Here is a 15,191-nt window from a genome sequence, read left to right on the forward strand (position 1 = left end):
AGGAGCGTTCATGGAGCACAGCCCGCTGAGCCGTCGAGGACTGCTGCGGGGAGGAGCCGGCCTGGCCGTCGGTGCCGCGGCTCAGCCCCTGACCCACGCGAACGCCTGGGCTCAGGACACCGGCCGGCCGACGGCGGCGGCCGATCTGGTGCTGCACAACGGCCAGGTACTGACCATGGATCGCGGGTTCCGCATCGTGTCCGCGCTGGCGATCAGGGCGGGCCGGATCGTCCACACCGGCGACGACCGCTCGGTGCGCCGCCTCGTCGGGCGCCGGACGCAGGTCCTGAACCTGCGCGGACGCACGGTGCTGCCCGGCATCAACGACTCCCACCTGCACGGTCTGCGCACGGGACTGGCCCTGCCGCCGTACACCGTCGATGTCGGCGTCGGCTCCATCGCCGACGCGGCCCAAGCGGTCGCCGAGGCCGTGCGGGAGGCGGACCCGGGCGCCTGGATCCGCGGCAAGGGATGGAACGAGGACGCGTTCGCCGAAGGCCGTCCGCCCACCCGCCGGGACCTGGACCCGGTCTCACCCGACCACCCGGTCGTCCTGCTCGACTGGTCGAACCATGTGCTGTGGGTGAACGGCAAGGCCCTCGAACTGGCCGGGATCGACCGCGACACCCCGGACCCGAGCGGCGGCGTCGTGGTGCGCGACTCCTCGGGCGAACCGACCGGTCTCCTCCGCGAGACGGCCATGGACCTGGTGAACAGGCACGTTCCGCCCTACACCGACGAGGAGCAGGCCGATGCGATCGATACCGCCGTCGCCCTGCTGCTGAGCCATGGCATCACCAGCTTCACCGAGCCGGGCATCGGCACCTCCGCCCAGCGGATCTACGCGGACAAGGCCCGCCGCGGCGCGCTGGGCATCCGGGTCACGGCCCTGCTCAGCAGGCCGGACGACACGTACCCGACCTCTGCCGGGCACGTGCGCGAACTCCTCGCCGCCCACCGTCCTCCGGACGATGTGGACCCCCGGTTCTTCGCCGTCACCGGCGTGAAGCTACGGGCGGACGGCGTCCCCATCGCCAGCCGCACCGCGTGGATGCGCGAGCCCTACACGGGCGGAGGCCGGGGCGGCCTGGTGACCGACGGCGCGACCGACCGGGAGAAGGTCGACGAGCTCACGGCCATGATCGGGCTGGTTCACCAGGCCGGAATGCAGGTGGGGACGCACGCCACGGGCGACGCCGCGATCGACGCGGTCGCCGCGGCGTACGCGCGGGCGCTCGGGCGGCGGCCGCGCGTCCACCCGCGGCACTACGTCATCCACGGCGACTTCACCTGGCCTGAGACGCTGCGCGTCCTGGCGGAGAACCACTGCGGCATCAGTCTCAACCCGAACATCAAGCACCTGATCGCCGACGGCCAGCCGGACATCGTGGGAGCCGGGCGGGCGGCCTACCAGGCGCCCTATCGTTCCGCGCTGGAGGCGGGTCTGACGGTGACGAGCGCGTCCGACTCGCCGAACGTCGCGCCGGACTGGCGGCAAGGGCTGGAGACGATGCTCCTGCGCGAGGGCAGGTCGGGCGAGGTGTCCGGCCCGGATCAGGTCATCGGCATGCGGGACGCGCTGCGCACCTACACCACCGCCGGCGCGTGGCAGGACCACGCGGACCGCTGGAAGGGCACGCTGTCCCGCGGAATGGCCGCCGACCTGTGCGTCCTCGAAGGCACCCTGCTCGACCGGCACGGACGGCCGGCATCCGACGCGCACGACATCACCGGCATCCCGGTCGCGCTCACCGTGGTGGACGGCGACATCGCCTACGACGCCGGGAACCCGTCCCATCGCACCGCCGCCCGGCATGGTCAGGCCGTGAGCTGGGCGCGGCGCCCCGACCCCCGCCAGGTATGTGCCCACTGCTCGTGAAAGGAAGGCCCTGACATGGGGAACAGACTCGGACGACGCCGGTTCCTGCAGGGGTCCGCCGCCGCCGCGGCCGGCCTCGCCCTCACCGAGGCGGCGGCCCCCGGGGCCGCCGCGGACACCGGGAGGGGCGGGCCCGCCGACCTGATCATCCACAACGGCACGGTCCTGGTCCTGGACGGGCGCTTCCGCACCGCCGGCGCGGTGGCGATTCGCGACGGCGTCGTGATCGGCGTCGGACGCGACGGGGACATGCGCCGCTTCGCGGGCCGGCGCACGCAGACCCTCGACGCGAACGGCGGCACGGTGCTGCCCGGCATCAACGACTCCCACCTGCATCTCGGCGGCTTCGGGCTCGACTACCCGCCGTTCACCATCGACGTCGACACCGCGACGATCGAGGAGCTGGTCGCCGCCGTGCGCACCGCGGCGTCCGACGCGGCCCCCGGCGCCTGGATCCGCGGGCAGGGGTGGAACGACAACCGGCTGCCCCGGCCGCCGCGCAGGACCGACCTCGACCCCGTCTCCGGCGACCATCCGGTGATCCTCAGGGACTTCTCCGCCCACGCGGTGGCGGTCAACTCCGTCGTGCTGAGGATGGCCGGCATCACCCGCGACACCCGGCCGCCGACCGGCGGGGTGATCGAGAAGGACTCCGACGGCGAGCCCACGGGCGTCCTGCGCGAGACGGCGCGGGACCTCATCGCCCCGCACGTCCCGCCGTTCACCGACGACGAGGTCTCGCGAGCCCTCGACCGCTCGATCGAGGTGCTCCACGGCCTCGGCATCACCAGCGTCACCGATCCGGGGATCGACCTCGGCCGGCTCGCCCTGTACCGGGAGAGGGCACGGGCGGGGACCCTCGGCCTCCGGCTCAACGTGCTGCTGTCCGCGGGCACGTCGCCGGACACGCTGCGCGATGTGCTCGCCGCCTACGAGCCCCTGCGGGACGTGGACCCCCGGGTGCTGCGCGTCGCCGGAGTCAAGATCTTCGGTGACGGCATCCCGACCGCGGCCCAAACCGCGTGGCTGCACGAGCCGTATCTCGACGGCAGCAACGGCAGCCTCATGACGGAGGGAGACACGGCCGCCGAGCAGGTGGCGAGCCTGCACGAGCTGGTCCGGATCGCTCACGACGCGGGACTCCAGGTCGGGACGCACGCGACGGGGGACGCCACGATCGACGCGGTGGTGGCGGGCTACCTCGCGGCGATGCGGCGGAACCGGCACCGCCGCGACCCGCGGCACTACGTCATCCACGGCGACCTGACACCCCGCGCGACACTGCGGACGATGGCGCGCCATGACATCGGCGTGAACATGAACGCGACGATCAAGTACCTGCTCGGCCGGACGCTCGATCCCGTGCTCGGACCGGAGCGGACGGACTACCAGTGGCCGTACCGCAGCGCCCTCGACCTGGGCGTGCGGGTGAGCAGCGCCTCGGACGCGTCGGTAACCTTCCCGAGCTGGCTCCAGGGGGTGCAGTCCGCCCTCCTGCGCGAAGGGAAGTTCGGCGGGGTCGCGGGTGAGGCAGAGCGCATCACGCTGGAGGAGGCCCTGGCGACCTACACCCGGACGCCCGCCTGGCAGGACCACGCCGAACGTTGGAAGGGGACGCTGCGGCCCGGAAACGTGGCCGACGTCTGCGTCGTCGACGCCGAACTGATGGACGCCGACCCGCACAAGCTGGTCGACCTGCCCATCGCCGCCACCGTCCTCGGCGGCAGTGTGGTCTGCGACGGCAAGGCCGGCACCCGGACGAAGAAGATCGTGAAAGCCGGAATGTCCCGCGAACGGCACGACCACCGTGTCGCCGCCCTGCAGGGCGGCAGGTGCTGCTGCGACCTCGCCGTCTGAGGCCGTGGCCCAGAGGGCCCCCGATGCCGGATCCGGCATCGGGGGCGCCTCGGCGTTCTCCTAGGAGGCGGGAACCCGGACGTCGTCCAGCAGCAGCTTGCGGTAGCGGGCTTGGGAACGGGTGCAGCCGAGCATGACCACACCGACCAGCCTGCCGTCGCGGTGGTATCCGACCACCGCCTCGCCGCCGAGGTCGCCTTCCAGTACGCGGATGTCGTCGCCGCCCAGGCCCGGCGCGCCGAACGACTGCAGCCGCATGTCGTACTGGTCGCTCCAGAACGAGGGAAGCGGCATGAACGGCCCGCCCTGCTCCCCCAGCAGGGCTCGCGCCGCGCGCTTGGCGGTGTCGGTGGGGATGCTCCAGTGCTCCACCCGCCGGGGGACGTCGTCGTACCGGGGGTTGGGGAAGCGGGCGACATCGCCGACCGCCACCACCTCGGGGCGTCCCTCGACCCGGAGGGCGCCGTCGCACAGCACACCGTCCGACAGGTCGAGCCCGTTGCCCTCCAGCCATTCCACGCACGGCACCGACCCGACCGCCTCGACGACGACCTCGGCGCGCACCATCGAGCCGTCCGACAGCTCCAGCCCGGACTCGGTGAACCGGGCGACCGTGCGGCCGAGAAGGAACCGCGTTCCCCGCCCCTCGTGCCGGCGGCGCAGCTCGGCTCCGAGAGCGGGGCCGAGCGGACGGAGCATCGGCTCGCTCTCCGGCGCGACCACGGTGACGTCCGCGCCGAGCGTGCGGGCGGTCGCGGCGACCTCGCATCCGATGAAGCCCGCCCCGACCACGGCCACCCGGGCTCGCGGACGCAGGCGTGCGCGCAGGGCCGCCGCGTCGTCCAGCGTCCGCACGACATGGCGCGCGGGCCCCGTTCCCGGGACGTCCAGCCGCCGCGGCCGCAGCCCGGTCGCGATCACCAGGCCGTCGTAGGAGACCTCCGTCCCGTCGTCCAGGCGCACGGTGCGCGCGGCGAGGTCGGCGCCGGTGACGGCCGTCCCGAGGCGCCAGCCGACGTCGTCGACGCCGGACCGCATCCTGAACGCCACCCGGTCGAAGGACACCTCGGCGGCCAGGACCTCCTTGGACAGCGGCGGTCTGTTGTAGGGGCGGTGCGGCTCGTCGCCGATGACCACCAGCTCGCCGGCGTGGCCCGCGGCGCGCAACTGCTCGGCGGCGCGCAGCCCGCCGAGGGACGCGCCGACCACGACGATCCGTCCCCCTGCTCTGCCGGGCACCGCCTAGTCCTGGACGGTGATGGCCTGGAGCGGGCAGACGTCCGCCGCGTCCTCGACGGCCTCGCGCAGGGCGTCGTCGGGCTCGCTCTCGTACTCCAGGTGCCCCTCGTCGTTGAGCCGGAAGACCTCGGGTGCGGAGAACACGCACTGCCCGTGGTCCTGGCACGTGTCCATGTCGACGATGACCTTCATGTCACTTCCTCCTCGGTGCGCGGACGCCGCGGAACTCCCAGTCACCGCCGAGCGCGGTGGAGACGACCTCTTCGGACTCGGTGGGCTGCGCGCCGACGTCGTCCCGGACGGGCACCGGGCCCGCCACGATCCGGTTGCGCAGCCGTCCCAGCCCCTCGGCCTCGACCTCGACCACGTCGCCCGGACGGACGGGGCGCGACCCGGCGGGCGTGCCCGACAGCAGCACGTCCCCGGGGAAGAGAGTGATGGTGCGGGCGATGTCGGCGACAAGGTAGTGCATGTCCCAGGCCATCTCGCCGGTGTTGCCATCCTGGACCAGCTCGCCGTTGACGTAGGTGCGCAGGTACTTGCCGCGGAAGTCCCAGCCGGTGACGAGGCCGGGGCCGAGCGGGCACAGCGTGTCGGACCCCTTGACCCGGAGCATCGAGCCGGCATCGGTGTCGCGGAAGTCGTGCAACCCGTAATCGTTGGCCACCGTGTAGCCGGCGATGTACGCGGCGGCGTCCGCCGGGGCGATGTTGCGGCAGGTCCGGCCGATGACGATCGCGATCTCGCCCTCGTAGTTGAGGTATCTGCACCGTTCCGGCCGGACGACCGCACCGCCGTGGGCGTTCAGCGCCGAGACCGGCTTGTGGAAGTAGGTCGGCGCGGCGGGCAGCCGGGCCCGGAACTCCTCCACGCGGCTGCGGTGGTTGAGATGCACCGCGACCACCTTGGTCGGCCGGCACGGCGGCAGGTGCACGGCCTCCTCGGCGGGCACCCGGCGGCCGTCCGCGGCGACCAGGTCGTCGCCCTCGCGGACGACCTGGACGTCCGCGCCGTCCAGCAGGATCCTGCGGTATTCGGGCATCAGGCCGTCCATCCGTTCTCGGGCCGGTCGAACCAGACGTGCACCTGGCCCGTCCCGACGGAGTTCTCGTACGCGCTGTACAGCCGTCCGGGGGCGGTGCAGGCCCGCTCCCCCAGGGCGCCGATCATCATCAGGTAGTGCCCGAACCGGGCTTCCGGCTTGAACCGGAGGAACTCCGGCATCGTGTCGAGGACGCGGGCGTGGTCCCCCCGCGTCAGCCACGCGATCCGCTCCTCGTCGGCGGCGCGTGCCTCGGGGGTGAAGATGTGCGCCGGGTCGGCCGCCTCGTGGTCGCGGATCTGCCGCAGCGGCCAGAACGTGTGCGACAGCGCCCCCGAGGCGATGAGCAGGACCCGCCGGTCGGTGGCCGCGATCGCGTCGCCCAGGGCGCGCCCGAGCCGCAGGAAGTCCTCGGTGTCGGCGGTCTGGCACACGCCGATCGACATCCACCGCTTGCCCGGCAGCTCCAGGTACGGGTCGTCGCGGACCCCCAGGTACGTCCACAGGTTGACGGTGGCGTAGAAGATCGGCAGGTACGGGTCGTCGATCGGGGTGATCCAGGTGCCGTGCGCGTCGGCGTGGCTCGCGACGGCGCGCGCCAGTTCGGGGTCTCCGGGGAAGTCGTAGGGCACCCGGCACATTCCGCGCGGCAGTTCCTCGGACGTGTACAGCCCGGCCCGCCGGTCGTGCGCGGTGGTCACGAACTCGACCGTCGTGGCCCAGTGGGAGTCGAGGACGACGACGGTGTCGTAGTCGTCCACCCTGTCGAACACGTCCGCCCTCAGCCGCCTCAGCCCGTCGACCAGGGTGGAGTCCTCGCCGCCGTTCAGCTCGCGGCGGGTGACCTCGGGCAGCACGATCGTGGGGACGTGGGCCAGGAGCCCGGCGCCGGTCACTTCTCCCATGGCGCCGTCACCGTGTTCTTCAGGTCGCAGTAGAAGTCGAAGCTCCAGTCGCCGCCCTCGCGGCCGATGCCGGACTCGCGGGACCCGCCGAACGGCGCCCGCAGGTCGCGGACGAAGAAGCAGTTGACCCACACCGTCCCGGCGACCAGGCGCTCGCTGACGCGGGCGGCGCGCTCGGGGTCGCCGGTGGCGAGGGTCGCGGCGAGACCGAACCGGGTGCCGTTGGCCATCGCGATGGCCCGCTCCTCCGAGTCGAACGTCTGGAGGGTCAGGACCGGGCCGAAGACCTCCTCGGTGAGGATCTCGCTGCCCTCGGGGGCGCCGGTGAGCAGCGTGGGCCGGTAGTAGAGGCCGCCGAGGTCGGTGTTAGGGCCGCCTCCGGCCGCCACCCGCGCACCGTCCTCGACCGCGCGCCGCACGAACCCGTCGACGCGTTCGAGGTGCCGGCGGTGGATCTGCGGCCCGATGCCGGTGACCTCGTCACGCGGGTCGCCCTGGACGAGGCGCCCGATCCGGTCGAGGAGCCGCTCGGTGAACTCGCCGGCGACCGGCTCCTCCACCAGCAGCCTCGTCGCGGCCAGGCAGACCTGCCCGGCGTTGTCGTACTGCTCCGCGGCCAGGTCGGCGGCGAGGTCCAGGTCGGCGTCGGCGAACACCAGCAGGGGCGACTTGCCGCCGAGCTCCAGCGACAGCGGGGTGAGGTTGGGGGCCGCCGCGGCGGCGATGCTCCGCGCGGTCGGGACCGAGCCGGTGAAGCTGATCCTGCGCACGCCGGGATGCGCGACGAGGGCCGCGCCCGCCTCCGCCCCCGTCCCCTGGAGGACGTTGAGGACGCCGCCGGGCAGCCCGGCCTCGGCGGCGATGTCGGCGAGCAGCGAGGCCGTGAGCGGCGCCCACTCGGCCGGCTTCAGCACGACGGAGTTCCCGGCGGCCAGTGCCGGGGCGACCTTCCAGGTGGCCAGCATGAGCGGCGCGTTCCACGGGGTGATCAGCGCGCAGACGCCCGCGGGATCCCAGCCGACGTGGTTGCGGTGCCCGCGGGTCTCGAAGTCGTCGTGGCCGAGCCGCAGCAGCCGGTCGGCGAAGAACCGGAAGTTGTGCGCCACGCGCGGCATCACGCCGCGCCGGTGGGACCGGATGAGCGCGCCGTTGTCGGCCGTCTCGACCTGCGCGAGCTCCTCGGCGCGCTTGTCGACGCCGTCGGCGATCGCGTGCAGGATCCGCGCCCGGTCCTTCCGGCTCGTGCGGGCCCATCCCGGGAACGCCCGCGCGGCGGCGGCCACCGCCGCGTCGGCCTCCGCGGCCCCGCCGCGCGCGACCTCGGCGAGCGGCCGCTCGTCGATGGGGGAGACATCGGTGAACGCGACGGCCGACCCGACCCGTTCACCGCCGATCCAGTGGCCGGTGTCGACGGTGACGCCCGCGACCTCTGCCATAGCGGCACCTCCAGTTCGTTTGGTCCCAAATAATCTAGGAGAACGGGCCCGCCAGGTCAATTCCCGGCGGGCGTGCCTTGACAGTTCGTTTGAGCCCGAACATTCTGGGTGCCGTTCCGAGGACGATGTCTGAGAGGGGACGAGGGTGCAGCCACCGCGCCTGGTGCTCGTACTGAGCGAGAACTGGACGATGACCTCCGGCCGGGACCTGCCGGCCCTGGTCCGCTGGGCCCGCGAGGCCGAGGACGCCGGCTTCGACGCCGTCATGATCAGCGAGCACATCGTCCTCGGCCCGGACTCCGCCGCCGGCGGCGTCATGGGGAACCCGCGGGAGTACGCGCTGCCCGGCAACCAGGACCCGCGCACGCCGTGGCCGTCCTCGCTCGTGCTCCTCGCGGCGATCGCCTCGGTCACGTCCCGGCTGCGGCTGGCCGCGGCGGCGGTGCTCGCCCCGCTGCGCCACCCGCTCGCGCTCGCCCGCGACCTCGGCACGCTCGACCTGGTCTCCGAAGGGCGCCTGGTGGTGCAGCCCACGGTGAGCTGGAGCCGCGACGAGTACGCCGCCCTGGGCGTGCCGTTCGGCGGGCGGGGCGCCATCCTGGACGAGCAGCTCGAAATCTGGAGCATGCTGTGGCGCGGGTCCCCGGTCTCCTACCGGGGGCGGCACTTCGGCTTCGAGGACGTGTACTTCGAGCCGCGCGCCCATCGGCCCGACGGCCCGCGCATGTGGTTCGGCGGGCAGCGGCTGCACGACAGGCTCCTCGACCGCCTGGTGCGGTACGGGCACGGCTTCCATCCGCTGGGCAGGCCGTCCCCGGAGGAACTCGCCCGCCTGCGCACCGCCCTCGCGGACGCCGGACGCGACGCCGCCGACCTGGAGATGATCGGCGGAACCCGCCCCGTCTTCCCCGACGACCGCTCCTGCGCCCCGCTCGCCCCCGCCCTGGAGAGCATCCCGGAGCAGGTCGCGCAGGGGTTCACCACCTTCTGCGTCAAACCGTCGCAGTTCATCGACGACCCGGACGGCGTCGGCGCCTTCTGCCGCGAGGTCGTCAAGCGAACCGGCGCCCTGCTCGGCCCCTGAACGGAGAGCGACCATGACCGACGTCCCGTACGAGGAGTGGCGCGGGCGGGCCGCCCGGCTCGCCCCGCGCACCCGCCATCACATCGGGGGCGCCTTCGTGCCGAGCCGGGACGGCGCCACGTTCCCGGTCGTCTCGCCGCGGGACGGCCGCGCGATCGCCGACGTGGCCGCCGCCGGCCCCGCGGACGTCGACCGCGCCGTGGCCGCGGCGCGGCACGCCTTCGACGAGGGGCCGTGGCCCCGCCTGTCCCCCGCCGGACGCAGGGCCGCCCTCCTGCGGCTGGCCGATCTCGTCGAGCGCGACCGCCAGGCCCTGGCCCTGCTGGTCTCGCTGGAGATGGGCAAGCCGGTCACCGAGGCGGACGGCATCGAACTGCGCGCCCTCATCGGCTGCCTGCGCTGGTACGCCGAGGCCGCCGACAAGCTCATCGACGAGTCCCCGCGCACCGGCGCCGACTCGCTGGCGCTGGTCACCCGGGAGCCGGCAGGGGTGGTCGGCGCGGTCGTCCCGTGGAACTTCCCGCTCACCATGGCCGCCTGGAAGATCGCGCCGGCGCTCGCGGCGGGCTGCGCGGTGGTGCTCAAACCCGCCGAGGAGTCCCCGCTGTCCGCATTGCACCTGGCCGCGCTGGCGGCCGAGGCGGGCCTGCCGGACGGCGTGCTCAACGTCGTCAACGGGCGCGGGGAGACCGCCGGGCGGGCGCTGGGCGAGCACCCCGGCGTCGACGTCATCGCCTTCACCGGCTCCACCGAGGTCGGCCGCCACTTCCTGCGGTACGCGGCCGGCTCCAACCTCAAGCGGGTCTGGCTGGAACTGGGCGGCAAGTCGCCCAACATCATCCTGCCCGACGCGCCCGACCTGGACGCCGCCGCCGACACCGCCGCCTGGGGCGTCTTCTTCAACGCCGGCGAGATGTGCACCGCCCCGTCCCGGCTGCTCGTCCACCGCTCCGTCGCCGGCCGGGTGCTCGACCGGATCGTCGCCCGCGCCGGCTCCCTGGCCGTCGGGGACCCGCTCGATCCCGCGACCGAGATGGGCCCCCTCGTCTCGGCCCGCCAGCGCGACCGCGTCCTGTCGTACCTGGAGGCCGGGGCCGCCGAGGGCGCCCGGCTGCGCGCCGGGGGCTCCGCGATCGACGGGGACGGGCACTACGTGCGCCCGTCCGTGTTCGACCAGGTGAAGCCCGGGATGAGGATCGCCCGGGAGGAGATCTTCGGCCCGGTGCTGGCCGTGCTGGAGTTCGACGACATCGACGAGGCCGTGCGCCTGGCCAACGACACCGAGTACGGCCTGGCCGCCGCGCTGTGGACCTCCGACCTGACGACCGCGCACCGCGTCTCCCGCGCGCTCCGGGCCGGCACCGTGTGGGTCAACTGCTACGAGGAAGGCGACATGAGCGTCCCGTTCGGCGGCGTGAAGCAGTCCGGCAACGGCCGCGACAAGTCCCTGCACGCCCTGGACAAGTACCTCGACCTCAAGACCACCTGGATCGCGCTGTGAGCGCCCGCCCGCTGATCGCGATACCGGCCCGGTTCTCCGCGAGCGCGTCGGCGCTGCGCTACACCGCGGAGGTCGCCGCCCGCGCGCTCGTCGAGGCGGTCTGGCGCGGCGGGGGCGAGCCGTTCATCATGCACCCGGCCGACCCGGCGGACGCCGCCGGGCGCCTGGCCCGCTGCGACGGCGTCCTGCTGCCGGGCGGCGGCGACCTGCGCCCGCACCACTACGGCGCGGCGGACGAGCACGAGGCCCTCTACGACGTCGACGACCAGCAGGACGCCTTCGACCTCGCCGTCGCCGCGCACGCCCTCGCCGCGGGGACGCCGCTGCTGGCGATCTGCCGCGGCCTCCAGGTCGTGAACGTCGTGGCGGGCGGGACGCTGCGCCAGCACATGGAACCCGACCACCGCCACGTCGTGCACCGCGTCACCGCCGAGTCGGGTTCGCTGCTGGCCAGGACGACCGGCACCCTCGCGCCGGCCGTCTCCTGCTACCACCACCAGGGGATCGAGACGCCCGGCGCCGGGCTGGCCGTCACCGCGCGGGCGGCCGACGGGACGATCGAGGCCATGGAGTTCCCCGGCGCGCGCGGCTGGTTCCTCGGCGTCCAGTGGCATCCCGAGGACACCACCAGCGACCCGGCCCAGCAGGCCCTTTTCACCGCGCTCGTCCGGGCGTCGGGCGAGGCGGCGGCCCGCTCACCGAAGGCGGACGTGGCGTAGGAACGCGTCCACGAAGCCGTGCGCGCGGCGCTCGGCGGCGGGAGCCAGCTCCCGGGTGCGGGCGAGCACGGCGCCGGGGTCGAGCCCCAGCCGCCGCATGTCGTCCCCGGCGCCGTTGGCCAGCCACGACTCCAGCTCGCGCACGGTGATCTCGGGATGGAACTGGACGCCGAGGCTGCGCCCGACCTTGAAGGCCTGCGGCCCCACCTCGTTGCGGGCGATCTCGATCCCGCCGGGCGGCATCACCCAGCGGTCGAAGTGGTACTGGAACCAGGGCCCCGGCCCGACGAGGCCGGGCTCGCCGGTCTCGATCCCGACCCACCCGATCTCGGGACGCCGTGCGCGCTCGACCCCGCCGCCGAGCGCCGTCGCCAGCGCCTGGCCCCCGAAGCAGACGCCGAGGACCGGCACCCCGAGGGTGTGCGCCTTGCGCAGCATGGCCAGCTCGCCGGTGATCCAGGTGCCGATCGCCGCCTCGTCGTCGACGGACCACGGCGCGCCCATCGCCACGACGAGGTCCCACTCCGACGGCTCGGGAAAGTCGATCTCCACGCGGGGGTCGTCGTGCCGCCCGGCCGGCACGACGACCCGCTCGGTGACCTCGAACCCGTGCTGGACCAGCCGCTCCCCGACCGGCCCGATCGGGGACAGGGCGTCATGCTCGATGATCAGCGCGCGCATGCGACCTCCGAAGAATGTTTGTCCCCAAACAATATCCGAAGGGCGGCCTCTCTTCTCTGTGGCGATGGCCACGTGAGCCCAGCGACTGATGCACGCCCGACTCTCCTTCGGGACGGGTGATACCTTCACGGCATTATGTTCTCCTTCGAGCAACTCCGTGGCTTCGTCGCCGTGGCCGAGGAGCTCCACTTCGGCCGTGCCGCCGAGCGGCTCAACATGACCCAGCCGCCGCTGAGCCGGCAGATCCAGAAGCTGGAGCGGACGATCGGCGTCCAGCTGTTCGAGCGCGACAACCGCAGCGTCGAGCTGACGGCGGCGGGCGCGGCGTTCCTGTCGGAGGCCAGGCGGCTGCTCGCGCTCGCCGACCACGCCCCCGACCTGGCGCGCCGGATCTCGGCCGGGTCGGCCGGCACGGTGCGGATCGGCTTCACGGCGGCGTCGACGTTCGCGGCCCTGCCGGCCGTCCTGCGCCGGATCGACGAGACGCTGCCCGACATCGACGTCGACCTGTACGAGATGGTCACCCGGGAGCAGACCGAGGCGCTGCTCGGGCACGAGCTCGACCTCGGGCTGGCCCGGCCGCCGTTCGACCGGGAGGTCTTCGACTCGCGCCCGCTCAGCCGGGAGATGCTCATGATCGCCGCGCCGGCCGGTCACCGGCTGGCCCGGCTCGGCCGTCCCGTCCGCCCGGCCGACCTGGCCGGCGAGCCGCTGATCATGCACTCGCCGGACAAGGCGGCCTATTTCTACGATCTGATCGTCAGCCTCGTCCCGATCATGCGCGAGAACGTGGTGCACAGCGTCAGCCAGGTCCTCACGATGATCTGGCTCGTCGCCGCGGGCCGGGGGCTCGCGTTCGTGCCCGAGGCCGCCACCCGCCTGGGCGTCGAGGGCGTGGCGTACCTCCCGTTCGCCAGGCAGGCCGGCAAGCCGGTGGAACTGCACCTGCTCTGGCTGAAGGACGCGAAGAACACGGCCCTGTGGCAGGTTCTCGACCGCCTCGACGGACTCACCCTGTAACGCTGCGGGCGCGGTGCCCGCGGCGGTCTACCGGCCGTTGCGGAGGGGGACCCTCCAGGTGAGCATCGTCCCGCCGCCCGGACGCGACTCGGTGGTGCACGCGCCGCCCAGCCCCTCGGCCCGCTCGCCGAGGTTGCGGAGCCCGCTGCGGCGGCCTCCCGGAGGGATGCCGATGCCGTTGTCCTCGACGCAGACCGTGACCTCGTCCCCGACGCCGATGTTCACCGCGGCCTCGGTCGCCTTGGCGTGCCGGGCCACGTTCGACAGCGCCTCCCGCACCACGGCGAGCAGATGCTCGGCGACGTCATCGTCCACCGCCGTGTCCAGGAGGCCGTCCAGCCGCACCGAGGGCGCGAACCCCAGGTGCTCCGACGCGGCGTCGACCAGGACGTGCACCCGGCTGCGCAGCGACTCGGTGTCGGTCGGCCCCTGCAGCGCGAAGATCGTCGAGCGGATCTGCCGCATGGTGTCGTCCAGGTCGTCCACCGCCCGCTGCACCCGGACCGCCACCTCCCGCTTCTGCGTGATCTTGATCGCGGCCATCAGCCCCATCGCGGTCGCGAACAGCCGCTGGATCACGGTGTCGTGCAGGTCCTTGGCGATGCGGTCGCGGTCCTCCAGCAGCGCGAGGCGTTCGGTGTCGCGGCGCCGGTCGGCCAGCTCCAGCGCGACGGCCGCCTGCCCGGCGAACGCCTCCAGGAGCCGCTGCGTCCCCTCCGCGAACACCGGCCCGCCCGGCACGTTGGCCACCGAGATGATGCCGCGCGCCGACGAGCCGAGGCCCAGCGGCACGATCAGCAGCGGGCCGATCGGCACCTGCGTCGGCACGTTCGCCTCGCGCGCCGCCTCGCCGCCGTCGGCCAGCCGCAGCGCCGCCCCGCCGGCGAAGACCGGCCCGGCCACCGAGTGGTGCAGCGGCACCCGCAGCCCCTCCAGCCGCTCGGCGCCCTCGCCGTCGGCGGCCTCCACCGTGAAATCCGTGCCGGCCTCCCCGATCAGCGCCACGGTCGCCAGGTCGGCACCGGCGATCTCCCGGGCGCGCCGGGCCAGCAGGGAGGTCACCTCGTGCGGGTCGGTGCCCGACAGCAGCGCCGTGGAGATCTCCCCCGACGCCTCCAGCCAGCGCTCCCGCCGCCGCGTCTCCTCGTACAGCCGGGCGTTCTCGATCGCGACGCCCGCGGCCGTGGCCAGCGCCGTCACCACGACCTCGTCCTCGTCCTCGAACCGGCCGCCGCCCGCCTTCTCGGTCAGGTAGAGGTTGCCGAACACCTCGTCGCGCACCCGGATCGGGACCCCGAGGAACGTGCGCATGGGCGGGTGGTGCGCCGGGAAGCCGCTGGAGGCGGGATGCTCGCCCAGGTTCGGCAGGCGGATCGGGTGCGGCTCACGGATCAGCAGCCCCAGGATCCCGTGGCCGTGCGGCCAGTGCCCGATCGCGTCGATCTCCTCGTCGCTCACCCCGACCGTGACGAACTGGACCAGCCGCTCCCCCTCCTCGCCGATCACGCCGAGGGCGCCGTACCGGGCGTCCACCAGGGTCGTCGCGGCCTCGGTGATGCGGCGGAGCACCGACTCCAGGTCGAGCTCGCTGCCGATCGAGACCACCGCCTCCAGCAGCGCGTGCACGCGATCCCGCGTCGACCGGGCGGCCTCCAGCCGCGCCTGCAGCTCCGCGAGCAGATCGTCCAGCTGCAACTGCGGGAGGATCAGCCGCGCCCGGTCCGGACCGGTACCTGACTCCTCAGCCACACCGCCAGTATCGCGCAGCATGCGCCCAGGGGGCAGGCCGGGCCCCGCCATTTCCGGGACCTTGGTCCCTAACGGTCCC

The 15,191-nt window shown here is 73.6% G+C and carries 13 protein-coding genes; 6 read left to right on the forward strand and 7 right to left on the reverse strand.

Annotated features, from left to right (window positions below; translation table 11 throughout):
- The first annotated feature begins 10 nt into the window (after positions 1-10).
- Positions 11-1,879, forward strand: a complete 1,869-nt coding sequence (locus K8Z49_RS08290) for an amidohydrolase (RefSeq protein WP_412517936.1) — start codon at positions 11-13, stop codon at positions 1,877-1,879.
- 15 nt (positions 1,880-1,894) lie between these two features.
- Positions 1,895-3,736 (forward strand): amidohydrolase, encoded by a 1,842-nt coding sequence (locus K8Z49_RS08295; RefSeq protein ID WP_412517937.1) that lies wholly within the window; start codon positions 1,895-1,897, stop codon positions 3,734-3,736.
- Positions 3,737-3,796: 60 nt separating this feature from the next.
- On the opposite strand, the gene K8Z49_RS08300 is transcribed toward K8Z49_RS08295, so the two are convergent.
- Genes K8Z49_RS08300 through K8Z49_RS08320 form a run of 5 tightly spaced genes read right to left on the reverse strand, consistent with a single transcriptional unit; the run spans position 3,797 to position 8,358 of the window.
- Positions 3,797-4,975: an NAD(P)/FAD-dependent oxidoreductase gene (locus K8Z49_RS08300; protein WP_200871954.1), complete on the reverse strand. Its 1,179-nt coding sequence runs from the start codon at positions 4,973-4,975 to the stop codon at positions 3,797-3,799.
- 3 nt (positions 4,976-4,978) lie between these two features.
- Complete coding sequence (locus K8Z49_RS08305; RefSeq protein WP_021595083.1) at positions 4,979-5,167, reverse strand: ferredoxin; 189 nt, start codon at positions 5,165-5,167, stop codon at positions 4,979-4,981.
- Position 5,168: 1 nt separating this feature from the next.
- Positions 5,169-6,017 carry a fumarylacetoacetate hydrolase family protein gene (locus K8Z49_RS08310; protein WP_024936216.1) on the reverse strand — a complete coding sequence of 283 codons (849 nt, stop codon included), beginning with the start codon at positions 6,015-6,017 and terminating at the stop codon, positions 5,169-5,171.
- Positions 6,017-6,922 (reverse strand): 3,4-dihydroxyphenylacetate 2,3-dioxygenase, encoded by a 906-nt coding sequence (locus tag K8Z49_RS08315; RefSeq protein WP_024936215.1) that lies wholly within the window; start codon positions 6,920-6,922, stop codon positions 6,017-6,019. Before K8Z49_RS08315 ends, K8Z49_RS08310 begins: the two co-directional genes overlap by 1 nt.
- Entirely contained in the window at positions 6,910-8,358 is a 1,449-nt protein-coding gene (locus K8Z49_RS08320; RefSeq protein WP_412517938.1) for an aldehyde dehydrogenase, read from the reverse strand. The genes K8Z49_RS08315 and K8Z49_RS08320 overlap by 13 nt, the downstream gene beginning before the upstream one ends.
- Before the next feature lie 145 nt (positions 8,359-8,503).
- On the opposite strand from K8Z49_RS08320, the gene K8Z49_RS08325 reads away from it, so the two are divergent.
- The 3 genes from K8Z49_RS08325 to K8Z49_RS08335 are packed head-to-tail and all read left to right on the forward strand — an operon-like array spanning position 8,504 to position 11,662.
- On the forward strand, positions 8,504-9,442 hold the full coding sequence (locus K8Z49_RS08325) for a TIGR03619 family F420-dependent LLM class oxidoreductase (protein WP_412517939.1): 939 nt from the start codon (positions 8,504-8,506) through the stop codon (positions 9,440-9,442).
- A gap of 13 nt (positions 9,443-9,455) precedes the next feature.
- On the forward strand, positions 9,456-10,943 hold the full coding sequence (locus K8Z49_RS08330) for an aldehyde dehydrogenase family protein (RefSeq protein ID WP_024936214.1): 1,488 nt from the start codon (positions 9,456-9,458) through the stop codon (positions 10,941-10,943).
- Positions 10,940-11,662 (forward strand): gamma-glutamyl-gamma-aminobutyrate hydrolase family protein, encoded by a 723-nt coding sequence (locus K8Z49_RS08335; protein WP_412517940.1) that lies wholly within the window; start codon positions 10,940-10,942, stop codon positions 11,660-11,662. The genes K8Z49_RS08330 and K8Z49_RS08335 overlap by 4 nt, the downstream gene beginning before the upstream one ends.
- Here K8Z49_RS08335 and K8Z49_RS08340 read toward each other — a convergent pair.
- A complete protein-coding gene (locus K8Z49_RS08340; protein ID WP_412517941.1) occupies positions 11,639-12,343 on the reverse strand; it encodes a type 1 glutamine amidotransferase in 705 nt (234 codons plus the stop codon). The two genes, K8Z49_RS08335 and K8Z49_RS08340, sit on opposite strands and share 24 nt — an antisense overlap.
- 135 nt (positions 12,344-12,478) lie before the next feature.
- Between K8Z49_RS08340 and K8Z49_RS08345 the strand changes: the two genes are divergently transcribed.
- Complete coding sequence (locus K8Z49_RS08345) at positions 12,479-13,363, forward strand: LysR family transcriptional regulator (protein ID WP_021594450.1); 885 nt, start codon at positions 12,479-12,481, stop codon at positions 13,361-13,363.
- Positions 13,364-13,390: 27 nt separating this feature from the next.
- Here K8Z49_RS08345 and K8Z49_RS08350 read toward each other — a convergent pair whose 3' ends face one another.
- Entirely contained in the window at positions 13,391-15,112 is a 1,722-nt protein-coding gene (locus K8Z49_RS08350; RefSeq protein ID WP_412517942.1) for a GAF domain-containing protein, read from the reverse strand.
- Positions 15,113-15,191: the final 79 nt, after the last annotated feature.

Source organism: Actinomadura madurae, assembly GCF_047130825.1.
Classification (GTDB): Bacteria; Actinomycetota; Actinomycetes; order Streptosporangiales; family Streptosporangiaceae; genus Spirillospora; species Spirillospora madurae.